The following is a 17,685-nucleotide window of genomic DNA, read 5'->3' as shown; positions in this document are numbered from 1 at the left end:
TCAGGCAATAGCCACCAAAAGGCGCGAGTTTGTGGGGGGACCCCCGCCGCCCCCGCGCGCGGCTCCCCCTCCGCCGGCGGCTCTCCCTGCGATCGTGAGCTCCCCGCCCCTGGCTCAGGTCACTGGGGCGCGCCCCAGAGTCCGGCCATCCACGCTTCCACGTCGCTCGCGGTCCGCGGGATATCGTCCGAGAGGTTCCGGTACCCCGTCTCCGTGACGAGGATATCGTCCTCGATGCGCACGCCGATGCCCCGGTAGCGAGCCGGGACCGTCTCGTCGTCGAGCTGGAAGTAGAGCCCGGGCTCGACCGTGAGCACCATGCCCGGCTTGAGCTTGCCGAACTTGTAGACCTGCTGCCGCGCCTGCGCGCAGTCGTGCACGTCGAGGCCCAGCATGTGGCTCACGTTGTGGAGCGAGTACCGGCGGTAGAACTGCTTGTCTTCCTTGAGCGCCTCGTCGGCGGAGACCTGGAGGATGCCGAGCCGCTCGAGCCCCCGGGCGAGCACCCGCATCGCGGCCCGGTTCGGCTCCATGAAGTCGTTCCCCGGCTTCACCTCGGCGATCGCCGCCTCCTGCGCCGCCAGCACGAGCTCGTAGATGTCGCGCTGCTCCGGGGAGAACTTCCCGTTGATCGGCAAGGTCCGGGTGATGTCGGCGGTGTACAGCGCGTTGCCCTCGACGCCCGCGTCGAGCAGGAGCAGCTTGCCCGGCTCGAGCGCTCCGTCGTTCCTCGTCCAGTGCAGGATGCAGGCGTGGTGGCCCGACGCGGCGATGGTGCCATACCCGACGTCATTGCCCTCGACCCGGGCGCGCAGGTTGAAGATGCCCTCGACCTCTCGCTCGCTCCGGCCGCCGGGGAGCGCGCGGATCACGTCCTCGAAGCCGCGCTTCGTCGACGCGACGACCGCCGCGAGCTCCTCGACCTCGAGGGCGTCCTTGAGGAGGCGCATCTCCGAGAGCGCCTCGCCGAGCTGCTTGTCGCGATCGTGCTGGGCGAGGAGCTTGTCGACGCGCTTGGAGATGCCGCGGAGCACCCGGTGGGGGCGCGTCACCGTGCCGACAAGGCCGCTCAGGTACGCGTCGAGCTCGGGGAGCCCGCGGCACTCGTCGACGCCGAAGCGCGCGCGGCTCTGCTCGACGCCGAGGCGGGGGCCGACCCAGAGCTCTCCCTTCGCGCGATCGGTGAAGAACGTCTTGTCGCTGCGGCCGGGGTTCGGCTCGACGAAGAGGATGTCCCGGTGCCCGCCGCCCTCCTGCGGCTGCAGGACGAGCACGCAGTCGGGCTCGAGGTTGCCCGTCAGGTAGAAGAAGTCCGAGCCGGGACGAAAGCGGTAGTGCGTGTCGTTGGACCGCACCTTCTCGTGCCCCGTGGGGATGATGAGCGTCTCCGCCGGGAAGAGCTTCGAGAGGGCGCGGCGGCGGGCGGCGAACACCTCCGCATGCGCGATCGGCTCGGGGAGCTCGCGGGGCGCAGGCGCCCACCGGTCCAGCATGAACGCGACCAGCGCTTCCGGCAGCGTCGAGTCGTGGCTCGCCGGCTTGGCCTCCCCGGCGACCGCAGCCGCGGGCGCCTCGGCCGGGCCGCTGCCGGTGGGCGCGCTGTGGGCGGGGTCGGCCTGGAGGGGGGCGGCGCTGGTCTCGGGCGTGTGGCTCATGGGACTCAAACTATGGGTCGATCGGGCGCGGTCGTTCAAGCCAAAGCGCGCGCCCGACCCGCCGCGCGGAACCCTACGTACGGCGGCCGGCGCGTCACGCGACCGAGGCGCCGCCGTCGATCGCGAGGATCTGGCCGGTGATGAAGTCGTTCTCGGCGAGGAATACCACCGCACGCGCGATGTCCTCGGCCTCGCCGAGGCGCTGGAGCGGGATGCGCTCGCGGAGGCGGGCGAGCGTGGCCTCGTCGTAGGAAGAGGGAGGGAGGACCGTCCCGGGCGCGACGCCGTTGACGCGCACGTCGGGGGCGAGCCCGACGGCGAGGCCTCGAACCAGGTGCGCCAGCGCGGCCTTCGAGACGGAGTAGGGGATGTAGTTCTTCCAGGGGCGCTCGGCGCTCACGCAGACGATCGCGACGACGCTGCCGCGGCACGCGCGAAGCGCCGGAGCGAGCTCGAGCGTGAGCAGGTACGGCGCGGTCGCGTTGAGCTCCATGGCGCGACCCCAGGCGTCGGCGGACAGCTCGGCCGGCGGGACCCGCTCGAAGTTCGCCGCGTTGTGGACCAGCAGGTCGAGCCGGCCAGACGACCACTCGAGCGCCGCGCGGGCAAGGCGGGCGAGCGCCTCGCGGTCGTGCAGATCTGCCTGGAGCGCGACGGCGCGCCGCCCGAGCGAGCGCGCCTCGTCGACGACGGCGACCGCGCCGGCGCCGCTCGTGGCGTAGTGGACGGCCAGGTCGGCGCCGGCGGCCGCGAGCGCGCGGGCAGTCGCGGCGCCGAGGCGGGTGCCGGCGCCGGTCACGAGGGCGACACGGCCGGTCAGGGGAGCGTGGGGCATGGGGGGTTGTGTAGCCGATGCGGGGCCCCGCGCGTCGAGGCGACAGCATCGACACTGGCCAGGGCGGTGATCGGACCGGCCCGAGCGGCGAGGACCACGGCGCGGTCTCCTCGCGAGCTCCGCGTGGGGGGCCTCCCCCGCCCGCCTCGCGGGCTCCCGCGGCTCGGTGCTCAGATGCGCGCGCCCGCCACGGGTCGGGATCGCGCGCCGATCCCGATCAGCAGCATCGACGAGCCGCCGAGGAGGAGGTCGACGCCGACGAGCAACCCGATCGCCCACGCGGCGGTGCTCGGCCAGCCCGACCAGATCAGGACTCCGAGCGCCAGCGAGACGAGCCCATCGAACAGGAGCCAGCCCCACGCCGGCATATCGCGGTGCTGGAGGGCACGAATGGTCCTGAGGAGGCCGTCAGAGACGAAGAACGCCGCGAGGATCAGCGTCAGCGTCGCCTTGCCCGTCACGGGGAAGAGGATGATCAGGGCGCCCGCAGCGATCTGGACCAAGGCGCTCACGAACGACCAGGCGGAGCCGGCCCACCTCCGGTTCAGGGCGGCGTGGACGCCCTGGAAGAGGCCGCTGGCGGCCAGCAGGCATCCGATGACCACCGCCGAGACCAGCGAGGCGATCGCGGGCATGAGCATCGCCATGGCGCCAAGCATCATGAGGGCGATGCCGAGCCCCACGAACGAGCCGCGGTTCTCCTGCACGGTATCCGCGTCGACCAGCGCCAATCCGAAGCTCGTCGTGCGGTGGGAACCCTGCAAATGATCAGCCATGTGCGTACCCTCCTCTGCTGGACCGGAGTCCTCACCGGGACCGGGATAGAGGCCAGCATCTGACCAGCGTGCCTGCTCGCTGCCATGAGCGTCTCGTTCGCTCCCCGGGGAGCGGCGCGGCAGCGGGCGGGCCACGGCGAACAAGGTGCCGCCCTGGAGGGACGTCAAGTTGCTCGCCCCCTCACGCCCACAAGATGGTGAATGCCATGCAACGGGCTGGCGGTTCGAGAGGAACAGCCCAGCGCTGACGGAAACAAGCAAGCAGGGAGAGCCACCGAGGAGCAACCGAGCGCCGCGACGCGACGTCCACGATCGGCTGGCCAGGGAGGCGCGCCTCGACGCGGCCGTGATCGGCGTCCCGGTCCATGACGGCGTCGTCACGCCGAGCAACCGCGTGGAAGCCTGTGCCGAGAAGGGCGCGGCACCGCCGTTTTTTTCTCCAGCGACGCGCGCCGTGGCACGCTGCGCCCGCTTTGCCGATGCCCCCGACACGCCGAAGCTCCGCCCAGGAGCGCTCCAGGGAGCTGACATGGCGCCTGTGCGCCCTCGCCGCCGCGCTGCTGTGCGCTGCGGGATGCAAGGAGAAGCTCGACTCCATCGACCTGCCGGGCCTCGAGCTGCCCGGCCTCGATGGACCTGACACCGGCGCCGCCCCGCGCGCCCTCGCCAGCGCTGCCCCGCGCGCCCTCGCCAGCGCTGCCCCGCGCGCCCTCGCCAGCGCTGCCCCGCGCGCCCTCGCCAGCGCTGCCCCCCGCGCCGCGCCGTCGCTCGAGTGCGACGAGCTGCCGTCAGAGGAGGAGGAGCGGCGCGCGAAGCTGCCGCCCCTGACGGCGCTCGGGAAGGCCGTGCCCGCGGAGCCATGGGAGCCGCCGCCGTACGAGGTGCTGCCCGGCGTGACGCTCCCCGCGAAGATCGCCGCGAAGCTGGAGCAGATCGACCGGGGCTACGCGCGGCGCACGCGCGAGCACCTCGTGATCACGAGCGGGACGCGCGACGCGAACCGCCAGGCGAGGGCCATGTTCACGAAGCTCAGGCTCGGAGAGGATCTCCTCCAGCTCTACCGGCACAAGGCGGCGGTCCAGGAGATCAAGAAGGCTTACCAGGCGAGCTCCAGGAAGCCGCCGGAGCAGGTGGTGGCGGCCATGGAGGCGGTCATCCAGGACCAGATCGACCGCGGGATCTACGTCTCGGCGCACCTGCGCAGGGGCGCCGTGGACGTGCGCAACAGGACCATGTCGTCGAAGGAACGGCGCGCGTTCCTCGAGAGCGCCGCGGAGATCGAGGGCGTCCTGGTCATCGAGGAGACGACGCCGCCGCACTACCACCTTCAGATCGACTGATCGGCGCGCCCCGCTCGGCCACGCCTCAAGGGGCGCGCAGGGGCGCGGCGGCGGCCGACAGGCGCCGGAGGCGCAGCGAGAGCCCGAGGAGCAGGGCGCCCACCGCGATCGCGAGCGCCCCGATGAGCCAGCTCAGCGCCAGCACGCCGGCCGCCGGCAGCGCGACCATGAGGACGCCGAAGAGGACCGAGGTGACGCCGCTCAGCCCGAGGTAGAGCTCATTGGCGATCACGTGCCGGAGCCGCACCGCGCTGACGATCCTGAAGATGCCCATCACGACGGCCCACGCAGCGACGACGCTGTAGAGCGTGAGCGCGGTGAGGATGGGTCGCCAGAACGTCAGCACGGCGATGGCGACGCCGAAGATGCCCTCGACAACGGAATAGACGCCGCCGCGCCCGCCGAGCGCCGACGCGAAGGCGGCGCAGCCGTCGAGCAGCGCCCAGACGCCAAACAGCAGGACGACCGTGGCGAGCGACGGGAGCGGCCACAGGAAGAACAAGGTCCCGAGGACGATCCCGACAAGGCCCCTCACGGCCAGCACCCACCAGTAACGACCCAGCAACTCCATGTCCCCCTCCTTCCGCCGCTCACAGCGAACGGCCGCGCGCCGCCCGAGAACGCCGCGCGTCCCCTGGCGCGGAGCGCTGTGCCGCTCTTGCCCGCACGGCGCCACGGTGCCCGGGCTGGATGCACGTCCCCTGCCCGGACACGGCGGGCGAGCTGCTCAGCGGCTCCGGGCGGGCCCATCGGCGCGTCGGCGACCCGGCGCGTCGGCGACCCGGCGCGTCGGCGACCGAGCGCGGGCCACGCCCGGCACCTGCCTCGTCGATCCGGAGTGGGCGCTCGAGGCGCGCAAGGGCGAGCCGCTCGAGCCGTTCGGCCTGGAGCACATCCACCAGCGCTATTGACTCGCCTCGATTCTCGATCTCCCTGCACGCCGGCGAACGCCTTCGTCCCCCGCCGAGCGCCGGCGCCTTCACGACGGGCCCGCGCGCGGCGCGAAGAGCCCGCGGCTCTCGACGGCGCAGCGCGCGCGGCTCTTGACGGAAACAAGCGCCAGGTCGGCTCGATGGACGGGCTTGTTGCCAGCCGCCGCAGCTCGCCTTATAAACAATCGATCACGGGGCACACGAATGTCAAAGAAAGTCATCTTCTCAGGGATTCAACCTTCAGGGCGCCTCATGCTCGGCAACTACCTTGGTGCCCTGAAGAACTGGGTGAAGCTGCAGGACGACTACGACTGCCTGTATTGCCTGGTCGACATGCACGCGATCACCGTGCCTCAGGACCCGAAGGAGCTGCGCAGCCGCACGTACGAGGGCCTGGCGGTGTACCTCGCGGCCGGGCTCGATCCGACCAAGAACATCATCTTCGCCCAGTCGCACGTGCCGGCTCACGCGGAGCTCGGCTGGCTTTTGACCTGCAACGCGTACATGGGCGAGCTCTCGCGCATGACGCAGTTCAAGGACAAGAGCGCCAAGCAGCAGCAGGTCGGCGTGGGGCTCTTCTCGTACCCCGTGCTCATGGCCGCCGACATCTTGCTCTACCAGGCCGATCTCGTGCCCGTGGGCCAGGACCAGAAGCAGCACCTCGAGCTCACGCGCGACATCGCGATGCGCGTGAACAACACCTATGGCGACGCCGAGACCGCCAAGGACGGGACCGTCACGGTGAAGAACCCGATCTTCCGCGTGCCCGAGCCTTACATTCCGCCTGTCGGCGCCAAGATCATGAGCCTGCAGAACCCGACGGCCAAGATGTCGAAGTCGGACGCCGACCCGAACGCCACCGTCTTCCTCGACGAGAGCGACGATGTGATCCGCAAGAAGATCAAGCGCGCCGTGACCGACTCGGGGAGCGAGATCGTCTTTGCTCCCGAGCGCGAAGAGAAGGCCGGCGTGACGAACCTCATCTCGATCCAGGCCGCCATCACCGGCAAGGACCCGGGCGCGATCGTCGAGAGCTACACGGGCAAGCAGTACGGGCACCTCAAGGTGGAGACGGCCGAGATCGTCGTCGAGCTCCTGCGCCCGCTGCGCGAGAAGTACCAGGCCTTGCTGCAGGACAAGGGCGAGCTCGACCGCATCCTGGCGCGAGGCGCCGAGCGCGCGGCAGCGCGCGCCGAGCCCACGCTCCGGCGGATGTACGAGGCCGTGGGGTTCCTGACGCGGGCCTCCATCCGCTGAACCAGGGCCCGCCGCGCCAGGGGCCAGCTCGCCCCGGGGAGGGCGAGCTCAGGAAGGGTTAGCCAGGGGGGCGCGCTGCGCGCAGGTGCGCTCAGGGCGACGTCGCGCAGCCGCGGCCGCGGAAGACGACGAGGCCGTCGAGCTGGACGCCCACCGCGTCAGGGCACCCGTTGCAGTCGAAGTCGGTGATGCCGAGACCGAACCCGTCGATGTCCTGGAAGGTGCCGGGGAACGGCGCCGGCCGGCCATCGAACGTGCCCTCCTGGGTCTGGACGAACAGCCACATCTCGGCGGTGTTCCGGCTGACCGCGACGAGATCGCTCCGCCCGTCGAGGTTCATGTCGGCGATCTGCAGGCCCCCGGAGACGAAACCCTGGTGGTCCTCGATGGTGAGGAGCAGCTGCGGCGCCGCCAGGCTTCCAAGCCCGTCTTGCAGCAGGATCCACACCCGCATCGGGCCGTCGGTGTACTCGTGCGTGATCGCGGCGACGTCCTGGAGCCCGTCGTTGTTCACGTCGCCCACCGCGAGGGACACGAACGAGACACCGGAGCTCGGCGGCGCTGTCTCGAAGAAGATCTGGGGCCCGCTCGTGTCGAACCCGCGCGTGCCGTCGTGCGGGAAGACGGCGACGCCTGCGACCGCGCCAACCATCGCGATCACCGCGTCGGGGAGCCCGTCCCCTGTCACGTCGGCCGTGGCGACGCCGGACAGGAAAACGCCGGCCGGCAGATCGTGGGTCAGCTCGAAGCCGCCCTGGCCGTCGCCCAGGTAGACGAGCAGCTTGCTGTTGTAGCCGAGCCCCACGATGTCGAGATGGCCGTCGCCGTCGTGGTCCACGGCGCTCGGGGAGAACGTGGCCGGCCCGGCGATGGGCCGGGGGGGCTCGAAGTCGCCGCCGCCCTGGTTGCGGAGGAAGACGAGCCCTTCCTGCTGAGCAACGACGATGTCGAGCGCGCCGTCGCGATCCGCGTCGAGCAGCAGCGAGCCCTCGACGGAGTTGGCGGGGGTGGAAGGAGTGTGGATGACCTGCCCGTTCAGCTCTCGCACCCGGGGATGGGTATGCAGATAGAGCTCCGCGCGGTCGGTGCTCACGAAGTCGAAGCGCCTGTCGCCGTCGATGTCGCCCAGAGAGAGGTGCCCCATGTAGACGCCCGGCGGATCGGCGGGGTACACGATGCCAGGCTTGAGGTAGTAGCCGCTGCCGTCGCTCGGCTCGTCGCCAGCGTACGGGCCCGAGCACCGATCGTCCGCGCCGCTGCCGCTCGACGCGCTGACGACGCTCTGGGTGCCTCCCGGGCGGACGAGGGGCCTGTCCGCCGAGCCGACGCCAGCCGCAGCGTCGTCCCGCGGCGAACCGGCCGGGTCGCCTTGCGCGGCGGGATCAGGAACGACAACCGAGCTATCGCACCCCGAGCCGAGGCCGATAACCAAGCAACAAGCCAGAAGTGACCGTCCGCTGCTGTGTCGCGCGATGTTCATAAGCTACCTCCGAAGGATGAGTGCGGCCCAGGAACCTGAGCGGTCCCGGGACGCGCCCGCCCCGCGCCCTCGGCGGGGGTGGGCCGACGATGAGGTGCAATGAGCGCGCCGCGCATTCATCCCGGAGAACGAGCCGCGGCGCGCCCTCCGGGATGGCGACCGGGACCGCCTCGGGAGGTCGGGATCGAGGTGCCGCTGCCCCGGAGCCGGTCGTGCCGCTCGTGGCCGAAGGAGCGCTGCCGCCGCCGCTGCTGGCACCGCTGCTGGCCTGGCACCGCCGCTGCCGCCGGCACGGTCGGTGGCACCGCCGCCGCTGCTGGCACCACCGCCGCTGCCGCCGGCACGGCGCTCACCGGTGTCCGGTGCGCACGCGCCGTCCCGGCCCACGCCGCTCGCCGAGGGCTGCCCGGGGACATGAGGCCACGCGTTGGCGATGCCCTGATCGTGGCCAGGCGCGACAATCAGACGACCGCCGGCGACCAGCGCGCGGCCGTCGTCGAGATGCGCCGACGCCTGCTCGCGGGCGGTCGCCGTCGCTGGGCAGGCCGGGCCTCGCCCTGGCGCCCACAGCGGATCGCCGATACGGTCCCCCCCGGGGAAGGAGAGAGACGAGATGGCAAGGATCAAGATCACCGCGTTTGGCTGGGTACCCCCTTTTGCCCAGGGGCTGGTGCGCGACGTCCGCGTGCGCTGGGCGCTCGAGGAGGCGGGCCTCGCCTACGAGGCGCTGCTGATCTGGCCCGAGGATCAGGAGTCCGAGCGCTACCGTGACCTTCAGCCTTTCGGGCAGGTGCCCGCCTACGAGGAGGACGGCCTCTTGCTGTTCGAGTCCGGTGCCATCGTGCTGCATATCGCCCAGCGCTCCGACGCGCTCATGCCGTCCGAGCCTGGCGCCCGCGCGCGCGTGACGTCGTGGATGTTCGCGGCGCTGAACTCGGTCGAGCCGTCGATCCAGCAGCTCGCCGCGATCGATCTGTTCTACGCCAAGGAGGAATGGGCGAAGCTGCGCCGGCCGTCGGCGGTCGACGCGGTGAAGGCGCGGCTGGCGAAGCTGTCGAGCTGTCTGGGAGGCCGCGACTACCTCGAGGGCCGCTTCACCGCGGCGGACGTGCTCATGTCAATGGTGCTGCGCATCCTGCGCCATACAGAGCTCGTCGAGGAGATGCCGGTGCTCGCGGCCTACTGCGAGCGGTGCGAGGCGCGGCCCGCCTACCAGAGAGCGATGGCTGATCACATGGCCCCCTTCGCCAGGAGCAAGGGACAGGACGCCCCGACCGACCGGAGGTGAAGCGGCGAGCAGGCTCGCTGGCCGCGTCAGGTCACGGAGGAGGCGGCCGGCATGAAGGAGCCCGACCGGGAGGTCGATATCACCACGGAGACGGGGGACTCGCAGAGATCTCCTGCATTACCCCGGTCTCCGTGCTGCGCGCCCCCTCCGGCGCGGGCTCCTCGCGGCGGGTGCGCGCGACGCACCGTGGGATGTTCAGCGGCGCGGCCCTCGATCAGTTGACGAGGAAACAGCCGATGTTCCGAGCGACGCTGTGACACGACGGCATGGTCACGTCGCCGGGAAGTCCGGTGCGATCGCGGCGGCACTTCCCCCCGGGGAGGATCGTCAGGATCGCGTCGGCCCGCGGCCCCGGCGGGCCCGACATCGTGCAGGATACCGTGTAGACAGGCGTCGCCTCGCCGGGCGACGCGTCGTCCGCGAACACGGGGCCCGCCAGGAAGCCGAGCGCCCCCAGGAACGCGAAGCCGAGGCCAAGGTGGATCTTGCGAAGAGTGCTCATGATGGTACCTCCCCCTTCGAGCGAGGCGCAGCGCGCACGGTGCAGCGATGACGTCCCGTCATCCCGTCGGAGGTGCAAGCGAGATGCCTCGGACACCAGTCCGGCGCTGCACAACCCGCGCCCCCCGGCTCCAGGCGCCAGCTCTGCCAGGGACCTCGGGCGCCGGCCATCTTGCCTGTTCGTCCCGCGGTCAGCCTCTCCGAGGAGTTCCCTGCTTGCGCCGTTCTCCTGGCGACGCTACAGGCCGGCGATGGGCCCGCTCGCGGGATCGCCGTACTTGTCCAGCTCGACGCCGAAGTAGTTGATGATCGAGCAGTGCAGCCCGCCGGTCGGGACGTTGCTCGCCTGGACGACGCGGCCTGTCTCGAACCCCCCCATGTGTCCGGCGAGCATGATGGGCATGTTCTTCCGGCCGTGGGAGTCGCCGTCGCCGTTCTCGGACGTGTAGAGCACGAGCGACTCGTCGAGGAGGTTGCCTGTCGCCGTCGAGGCGGCCTTCATCGCGTTGAGCAGGTAGGCGAAGCGGCGCACCTTGAACCGCGAGGTCTGGACGACGCGGGCGTTGGCGATGCGGCTCGCCTCCGCCTGCGGCAGCCCGTCGAGATCCGTCGCGCGGTCGCGGTCGCCGAGCTTGTGCGAGATGAAGTGATCGCTCCATGTCCCCACGCCGTCCGGCAGATCGTAGCCGGCGAAGTCGAGGCCCCAGCTGTTCGAGTACTGCAGGACGAGCACCCGCGTCAGGTCGCAGGTGAGCGCCAGCAGCCCGAGATCGATCATCTGCTTGAACTTGCCGTGCAGGTCCTGGACCCGCTCGGGCTTGCCGGGCGCGGTGCAGCCCGACGCGGTCGTCGACTGGATCTGCTTCTCCAGCTCGAACACCGACTCGAGGTGCTGCTCCACGCGCGCCCGGTCCGCCGCGCCGAGGCGCTGGTTCAGGCGCCTCGCGTCCTCTGTCACCCAGTCGAGGACGCTGGCGCGGCGCCGCCGGATGCTGTCCATCTCCTCGCTCGGGTTGCCCAGGTTGCTGAAGAGCGTGTCGAACACCTTGGCCGGGTCGCGGAAGGCGTCCTCGACCTCGCCGCCGTCCCGGAACGAGATGAAGCCCTGCGTGACGGCCCCATCGTCGGTGGGCGACAGGTTGAGGCTGCGGTAGGGAGTCCCGGCCGCGATGTGGTCGGCCAGGTACTGGTCGAGCGTGGCCTTCTTCGGCACGGCCTGTCCGCCGCCGTCGGTGTGGGCGCAGAGCGCCATGGCCGGGCTGTGGATGTCCGAGCAGATCACCTGGTGGTCGATGCCCGACACCATCGTGACGTCGCGCCAGATGGCGTCTCCCGCTGGCCACTCGCGCTCGGCGGCGAAGCCCTTCATGTCCACGAGGCACGGCGTCAGCCCGTCGGCCGAGAGCGGCCCCGCCGCGCGCGGGTGCCACGCGCCCGGGTCCGTGCCATTCGGGACGAAGAACGCCACGAAGCGCTTCGGGGCGTCCTCTGGCGCGGCGCTGGCGCGCCTCGGCCGCATCGCGTCGAGGAACGGCAAGGCGACCGCGACGCCGGCCCCGCGGAGCAGAGCTCTTCTCGAGATCTTCACTGGCGACACTCCTCTTCCGTCCGTCGGACGCTGTGCGAGCCCATCACTCTGGCACCCTCCGCAGCCGGAACGCCGGCGATTGCACGATGGCGGTCAGGAAGGAACGGAACCTGTTGCCGCCCTGCGCGAAGCCCTCCGCGGCGGCGTCGATGGCGCAGCGGTCCTCGGCCGCCGGCTCGCGTCCCTGGGTATAGATGAACAGCTTCTCCGCGACGCACGCGGCCAGCTCGGGGCTCTTCCGGAGCTCCGCCGCCAGGCCGGCGAGCGAGTCGAACGACTCGTTGGCTGCGCCCTCGAGGCGCGGCTCCAGCCCGAACTCGTCGATACCGATGCTCCCGTCGTATTTCCCCTGCTTGTCGTACTGGGCGAAGCCGACGCCGATGGGGTCGATGCGCGCGTGGCAGCCGGCGCACCCTTCCTGGGTGTTGCGCTTCTCGATCACCTCGACGTAGCTCAGCCCGGAGAGCTCGCTCTCCAGCTGCTCGAGGAGCCCCGCGGGGATGTAGATCTTCTCGCAGAGGAAGGCCGCGCGGACCCACTGGCCGCGCACGGCGATCAGGTCGCCGTCGTTCTTGGCGCTGATGAGGCTCGCGTGCGTGAGCAGCCCCGTGTTCGCCCGGTGGTGGCCGGCCGGGAACTCCACGCGCGTCACGCCGTCTCCCTGGGCCTCCAGGCCGTAGAACTTCGCGAGCTCCGGGGTGAGGTACGTGTGGTTGGCGGTGAGCGCGTCGAAGAAGTCGACGCCGGGGGTGAAGGCGTGCTCGCCGAGGACGCGCTCGCTCTCGGCGATCATGTCGGCGAGCAGGGCGGGAGTCCACGACGGGTCCGGGTTCACGGGCGGGCGGAGCTGCTCGAAGGTCAGCCACTGCTTGAAGAAGGCGTTGAAGAAGAGCTGCGTCCGCTCGTCTTCCACCATCTCCTGCGCGACAGCGAGCAGGCCCTCGGAGCTATCGAGCTCGCCGGCCTCCGCCCGCGCGAGCAGCTCCTCGCTCGGGGTCCGGCCCCACAGCGTGAACGAGAGCCGCGAGGCGAGCTCGAGCGGCGTGAGGGGCGACGTCTCCTCCCCTCCCGCGCCGACCTCGACCCTGAACAGGAAGCTCGGCGAGGTGAGCAGCGCCTCGATGACGAAGCGGAACGCGTCCTCCTTGTCCTGCGCGACCTCGCTCGCACGCGCGACCATGTCGCTCGCCTCCTCGGCCGACAGCGGGCGCCGATACGCCAGCTTGCCGAAGCGGTGGACGAAGCGCTCGAGGCAATCGGCGGCGTCCGGCGCGCAGCCGAGCACCGAGGTCCGGCGCGCCTCGTCGGCCATGAGCTCCTGGCCGAGCGCCTCCGCTGTCGCGAGGTAGGCGCGCAGGTGCTGGTCCGACACGTTCTGGAGGGTGGAGATCGTCCGGAAGCCGCCCTGGCCCGTGTCTTCCGGGATGCTGTCCACGACGGGCGGCTCGGCGAGCTGGAACAGGTCCTGGAGGGTGAGCTGGTACTCGAGCCTGGACAGGCGGCGCAGGACGCTCGGGCTCGTCCGGGCGACGCTGCAGTCTTGCGCGGCCGGCTCCCCCGTGATCGGGTCGATCGGCGGCGCGTCGCTGCCGGCCTCATCGCCGAGCTGCCCGGTGCAGGCTGCCGCCGTCAGACAGGAGAGCGCCAGGGCGGACATGCCCGCCGCGAGGGAACGACGGAGGGACGGGACCGGTCGATCGGTGTCGGGCGGCATTGTCTTGCTCATGGGTGACCAGCCATTCAGGTGGAGTGCACCTGGCGCATGCCGAGCCATTCCGGTGATGCGCCGTGTCGTGGTCTGAGGCGCACTTTTGAAGCAAGGCGGTACGCGCGCGCCCCGGCGTCAACTCGGGAGAAGAGTCTATCCCATATTCCCGGCGAGCGCTTTTGTGATCGTCGCTGGCCGCGCCTTCACCCCGGGGCCGCATTTTACACTCGCACTCCCCTGGAGCGACCCGCGCGCGGCGGCGCGTGAGGGGCCCGGCTCCCCAGGCGGCGCTTCCGGGGGCGGCATCACCGAGCAGCCTCGCGGGTCTTGCGCCATCCAGTCGACGTGAGATCACGATGCCTGTTCAGCGCGCTTGTGTTCACTGGGGGGTTGTTGCGCCATCCACGCGCGTGAGATCACGACACCTGTTCGACGTGCTTGTGTTCATTGGGAGTGGGGCTGTTGCGCCGTCCAGTCGACGTGAGATCACAATGCGTATCCGGAGCGCTCGTGATCTTGGTTGTGCCCTGGACCGACCTCGAAGCGGCCGAGTCGAGCGCGGCGTGCCGAGTCGAGCGCGGCGAGCAGGCGAGAGCGGGCAGCTCCGGACGCGGCGGCGGGCGAGAGCACCCGCCGCGCGACGGGGCGCCCACCGCGCAGCATCCCGGCATGATGCTCCTGAATTTCGGGAAGGCGAGCCGCATCCCAGGGGAGCTCGTGCGAGCAGGACGGCTCGCACGAGGGGCTCGCGCGACATGCGCGGGAGATTCTCGGGACGGCCGGGCGGGGAAAGTTAGAGTATGGGATCGAGGTTGCATCCAGGGGCTGAGTGGCGCTTCGCGCGGTGGGTGGCGCTGCTCTTGATGATCCAGCTGACGTGCGGGCTCGGGTGCGCGGCGCCCTCGGACGGGGCGCTCGACGTCGAGGCGCTGGAGGCGCAGTTCGAGGAGCCCGCCCGCGCCGTGCTCCGCGGCGGCGATGCGCTGCTGCCCGCCGCGGGCGGCTTCGCGCTCGCGCCGCGCCCGTCGCGAGGCGGCGCGGCGGTCGCGTTCCCCTCCGACGGGAGCGGCGCCGTGCGGTTCGACCTGCCGGATGGGCTCGGCATCCAGGTGCGCGAGCGCGGCCTTCAGGGTGAAGTCCAGAGGGCCGGCGCTGCCCTCGCGTACACGCGCGCCGGCGGCTTCGCGCTCTGGACGGCGCAGCGGCACGGCGCGGAAGAGTGGCTCTGGTTCCCCGAGGGGGCGCCGGCCGCGGGGCCCATTGCGTCATGGCAGGTCGAGGGGGCGCGCCTCCGCCGCCGCGGCGCGAACGTGGAGGTCCTCGACGCGGCAGGGGAGCCGCGGATCATCGTGTCGGCCCCCGAGGCCTATGCCTCGCCGCTCCGGCGCATCCCGACGCGCCTGGAGGTGCAAGGCGATGAGATCTCGCTCTGGGTCGAGGAGACGGGCTCGCCGCTCCTCGTGGACCCGTCATGGACCGTCACGGCCCCCTCCGGGGCGACGCTCCGCAGCCAGCACACCACGACCTCGCTGCCCGACGGCAGGGTGCTCATCGCGGGCGGGGGCAGGGCGCGCACCTACTTCGCCAGCGCGGCCATCTATGATCCCGCGCTCGATGCATGGTTGCCCGCTGCTCCGATGAGCGAGGCGCGGTCGGAGCACACGGCGACCTTGCTCGCCGACGGCAGGGTGCTCGTGGCGGGCGGCGCCACGGGCGGCCCCGCGTGGGCCTCCACCGCGGAGCTCTACGATCCCACGACCGACGCGTGGACCCCCGCCGCGGCAATGACGTCGGCGCGCTCGGCACACACCGCGACCGAGCTCGTCGACGGGCGGGTGCTCGTCGTCGGGGGCGCTCTGGCTGGCGCCGCCGAGATCTACGATCCCGTGTCGGACACCTGGTCGCTGACGCCCGCGACGCCAACCGTGCGCAGGGAGCACGCGGCGACGCGCTTGCAGGACGGCCGCGTGCTGGTCGCGGGGGGCAGGGTCATCGAGGCTGGCGTTCTGTCCAGCGTCGAGATCTACGACCCCACGACGGGCGCGTGGACCTCGGGGCCGGACATGCTCCGCGGAAGGTGGATGCCCACGGCGACCTTGCTGGAGGACGGCGACGTGCTGGTGACCGGCTACGACCGGGACTCCCAGGCCGAGACCTACGATCCCGAAGCCAACGCCTGGACGCTCGCGAGCAACAAGATGAGCTTTCGGAGCGGCTCGCACACGGCGACGCGGCTGTGCGATGGGCGGGTCTTCGTCTCTGGCAACCAGCCACCCGACCTTTACGATCCGAGCACGCGGACGTTCTCGACGGCGCCCAGGAGCGAAGTGAGCCGCGGCAGCGCCACGGCGACGCTGCTCCCGGATGGACGGGTCCTCCTCGTCGGCGGGACTTCAAGCGCGCCGGGCGCCGAGATCTATGACCCCTCGGTGCCGCCCTCAGGAAAGCAGCTCGGCCCTATGAACGCCAATCGGAACTACGCGAAGGTTGTGGAGCTGGCGAACGGGAAGATCCTTGTCGCGGGCGGCAACGGCAGCACGAAGGTCACCGAGCTCTACGACCCATCGAGCATGACGTTTTCCCTGGCGGCGCCCTTGAGCTTCGAGCGGGTGCTCCCCGACGTGACGCGCCTCCCGGACGGCAGGGTGCTGGTCAGCGGGGGCCTCATGTCCGACGCGGCAGTGGACCTGCCCAATGAGATCTACGATCCGACAACGGGTGTCTGGACGCTGACCGCATCAGACGACGTGCGGCGATACAGCCACACGGCGACCTCGCTCGGGAGCGGCGAGGTGCTCATCGCGGGAGGAGTGGAGATCACTGACGTATATTCCCCGTTCTTCCTTGACAGGACCGACGCGACTGCGCTGTACCGTCCGGCCGACGACACATGGATCGCCGTCGAGCCCATGAACGTCAGGCGGGGAGAGCACGCGGCGACCCTGCTAAACGATGGCAGAGTGCTGGTCGTCGGCGGGACCCAGGGCTACGACGATTTCGAATTCTCGACCGTGGAACCGCTCGCCAGCGCCGAGATCTTCGATCCCGCGACCGGGAGCTGGTCTCTGGTGGCGCCCATGGGGACAACTCGGGGCCACCCCACGGCGACGCTGCTCCCGGACGGTCGCGTGCTCGTCGCCGAGACAACGGCAGAGGTCTACGACCCGGCGGCGAACGTCTGGACATCCACAGGGCCCATGAAAGCGACGGCCAGCTACAGCTACGCCGCCGTGCTGTTGGCGACAGGCGAGGTGCTCTTCATCGGAGGGACGACGGCGCAGATTTACAACCCCTCGACGAACGCCTGGACACCTGCCCCGTCGACCTTGCTCTATCACGGCACGTCCGGGGCCGTGCTCCTGCCGAGCGACCAGGTCCTCATCCTCGGCTCCAACAGGGACGCGGAGCTGTACGATCCTCGATGGCACGGCCCCGGGGACAACGGCTGCAGCACGGGCGCTGGCGGAGACGGCGGCGCTGGCGGGGCTGACTCCGGTGCAGGCGGCGCTGGCGGCGCTGGCGGGAGTGAGCCCGGAACTGGCGGCGGCGGCGGCGCGTCCGCTGCTGGCGGCGGTGAGCCCGGAACTGGCGGCGGCGGCGGCGCGTCCGCTGCTGGCGGCGGTGAGCCCGGAACTGGCGGCGTTGGCGGCGGTGCGTCCGCTGCTGGCGGCGTCGGCGGGGGTGCCAGCAACGGCTCCGGTACTGGCGGCATTGGCGGCGCTGGTGGCGGTGAGTCCGGCACTGGCGGCGCTGGTAGCAGTGAGTCCGGTACTGGCGGCGTTGGCGGCGTTGGCGGCGAAGACGCTGGTGCGGGAGGCATTGGCGGCGCTGGCGGCGGCGCCGGCGGCGCCGGAGCCGAGGGCGGCAACTCGGCGAGCGGCCCCTCGACGAGCACCGCCGCCCGCGCTGGCGGCTCGGGCACGGCTACCGCATCCAGCGGCGCTGGCGGCTCGGGCACGGCTACCGCATCCAGCGGCGCTGGCGGCGCTGGCGGCTCGGGGACGGCTACCGCATCCAGCGGCGCTGGCGGCTCGGGGACGGCTACCGCATCCAGCGGCGCTGACGGCTCGGGCACGGCTACCGCATCCAGCGGCGCTGCAGGGGCTGGCGGCGATGGAAGCCCGGGGCCGACGAGCACGTCGAGCGGCCCCGGCGCGGGCGAGCCGGCGGACACCGGCTGCTCCATGGGGCCAGGGCCGACCGGCAGCGGCGCGAGCGCATTCTACGTCGCCACGGCCGGGGCCGCTCTCCGGCGGAGGCTCCGCCGCTCCAGGGCGGCAATCCCGCGGTGAATTCTGATCCCCGGGCGCTCCCGCTGAACTAGA

General features: G+C 71.3%; 12 protein-coding genes. 4 read left to right on the top strand and 8 right to left on the bottom strand.

Annotated elements, in window-relative coordinates:
- Positions 1-119 precede the first annotated feature (119 nt).
- The 3 genes from WME89_RS50865 to WME89_RS50855 all read right to left on the bottom strand — a co-directional run bounded on the left by WME89_RS50865 (position 120) and on the right by WME89_RS50855 (position 3,401).
- The gene (locus WME89_RS50865; protein ID WP_438006720.1) at positions 120-1,655 is read right to left on the bottom strand and encodes an aminopeptidase P family protein; all 1,536 of its coding nucleotides are present in this window, start codon (positions 1,653-1,655) and stop codon (positions 120-122) included.
- Positions 1,656-1,749: 94 nt separating this feature from the next.
- Positions 1,750-2,490: an SDR family oxidoreductase gene (locus tag WME89_RS50860; protein WP_438006719.1), complete on the bottom strand. Its 741-nt coding sequence runs from the start codon at positions 2,488-2,490 to the stop codon at positions 1,750-1,752.
- 170 nt (positions 2,491-2,660) lie between these two features.
- On the bottom strand, positions 2,661-3,401 hold the full coding sequence (locus WME89_RS50855; RefSeq protein ID WP_438012073.1) for an HdeD family acid-resistance protein: 741 nt from the start codon (positions 3,399-3,401) through the stop codon (positions 2,661-2,663).
- A 344-nt stretch (positions 3,402-3,745) separates the two neighbouring features.
- Here WME89_RS50855 and WME89_RS50850 point away from each other — a divergent pair, with 344 nt between their 5' ends.
- Positions 3,746-4,606: a hypothetical protein gene (locus WME89_RS50850; protein WP_438006718.1), complete on the top strand. Its 861-nt coding sequence runs from the start codon at positions 3,746-3,748 to the stop codon at positions 4,604-4,606.
- A gap of 25 nt (positions 4,607-4,631) precedes the next feature.
- On the opposite strand, the gene WME89_RS50845 is transcribed toward WME89_RS50850, so the two are convergent.
- Entirely contained in the window at positions 4,632-5,177 is a 546-nt protein-coding gene (locus WME89_RS50845) for an HdeD family acid-resistance protein (RefSeq protein WP_438006717.1), read from the bottom strand.
- A gap of 565 nt (positions 5,178-5,742) precedes the next feature.
- On the opposite strand from WME89_RS50845, the gene trpS reads away from it, so the two are divergent.
- Entirely contained in the window at positions 5,743-6,795 is a 1,053-nt protein-coding gene (gene trpS / locus WME89_RS50840; RefSeq protein WP_438006716.1) for a tryptophan--tRNA ligase, read from the top strand.
- Positions 6,796-6,886: 91 nt separating this feature from the next.
- Here the strand turns inward: trpS and WME89_RS50835 are convergent, their stop codons facing one another.
- Positions 6,887-8,227, bottom strand: coding sequence for an FG-GAP repeat domain-containing protein (locus WME89_RS50835; RefSeq protein WP_438006715.1), 1,341 nt, complete (start codon positions 8,225-8,227; stop codon positions 6,887-6,889).
- 661 nt (positions 8,228-8,888) lie between these two features.
- Here WME89_RS50835 and WME89_RS50830 point away from each other — a divergent pair.
- Positions 8,889-9,563: a glutathione S-transferase family protein gene (locus WME89_RS50830; RefSeq protein ID WP_438006714.1), complete on the top strand. Its 675-nt coding sequence runs from the start codon at positions 8,889-8,891 to the stop codon at positions 9,561-9,563.
- Positions 9,564-9,777: 214 nt separating this feature from the next.
- On the opposite strand, the gene WME89_RS50825 is transcribed toward WME89_RS50830, so the two are convergent.
- From WME89_RS50825 to WME89_RS50815, 3 genes are all read right to left on the bottom strand, one after another.
- Complete coding sequence (locus tag WME89_RS50825; RefSeq protein ID WP_438006713.1) at positions 9,778-10,065, bottom strand: hypothetical protein; 288 nt, start codon at positions 10,063-10,065, stop codon at positions 9,778-9,780.
- A 237-nt stretch (positions 10,066-10,302) separates the two neighbouring features.
- Positions 10,303-11,652: a DUF1552 domain-containing protein gene (locus tag WME89_RS50820; RefSeq protein ID WP_438006712.1), complete on the bottom strand. Its 1,350-nt coding sequence runs from the start codon at positions 11,650-11,652 to the stop codon at positions 10,303-10,305.
- Positions 11,653-11,695: 43 nt separating this feature from the next.
- Positions 11,696-13,378, bottom strand: a complete 1,683-nt coding sequence (locus WME89_RS50815; protein ID WP_438006711.1) for a DUF1592 domain-containing protein — start codon at positions 13,376-13,378, stop codon at positions 11,696-11,698.
- A gap of 782 nt (positions 13,379-14,160) precedes the next feature.
- On the opposite strand from WME89_RS50815, the gene WME89_RS50810 reads away from it, so the two are divergent.
- Positions 14,161-17,652 (top strand): Kelch repeat-containing protein, encoded by a 3,492-nt coding sequence (locus tag WME89_RS50810; RefSeq protein ID WP_438006710.1) that lies wholly within the window; start codon positions 14,161-14,163, stop codon positions 17,650-17,652.
- The last annotated feature ends 33 nt before the right edge of the window (positions 17,653-17,685 follow it).

Source organism: Sorangium sp. So ce321 (genome assembly GCF_051530195.1).
Taxonomy (GTDB): Bacteria; Myxococcota_A; Polyangia; order Polyangiales; family Polyangiaceae; genus Sorangium.
Note: the sequence above shows the minus strand (reverse complement) of the source record. Positions and strands in the feature narration are given on the sequence as shown.

Coding starts and splice junctions, on each gene's coding strand:
- WME89_RS50865 (WP_438006720.1), bottom strand. CDS start 1,655: ATGAGCCACACGCCCGAGACCAGCGCCGCCCCCCTCCAGGCCGACCCC.
- WME89_RS50860 (WP_438006719.1), bottom strand. CDS start 2,490: ATGCCCCACGCTCCCCTGACCGGCCGTGTCGCCCTCGTGACCGGCGCC.
- WME89_RS50850 (WP_438006718.1), top strand. CDS start 3,746: ATGCCCCCGACACGCCGAAGCTCCGCCCAGGAGCGCTCCAGGGAGCTG.
- WME89_RS50845 (WP_438006717.1), bottom strand. CDS start 5,177: ATGGAGTTGCTGGGTCGTTACTGGTGGGTGCTGGCCGTGAGGGGCCTT.
- trpS (WP_438006716.1), top strand. CDS start 5,743: ATGTCAAAGAAAGTCATCTTCTCAGGGATTCAACCTTCAGGGCGCCTC.
- WME89_RS50830 (WP_438006714.1), top strand. CDS start 8,889: ATGGCAAGGATCAAGATCACCGCGTTTGGCTGGGTACCCCCTTTTGCC.
- WME89_RS50825 (WP_438006713.1), bottom strand. CDS start 10,065: ATGAGCACTCTTCGCAAGATCCACCTTGGCCTCGGCTTCGCGTTCCTG.
- WME89_RS50815 (WP_438006711.1), bottom strand. CDS start 13,378: ATGAGCAAGACAATGCCGCCCGACACCGATCGACCGGTCCCGTCCCTC.
- WME89_RS50810 (WP_438006710.1), top strand. CDS start 14,161: ATGGGATCGAGGTTGCATCCAGGGGCTGAGTGGCGCTTCGCGCGGTGG.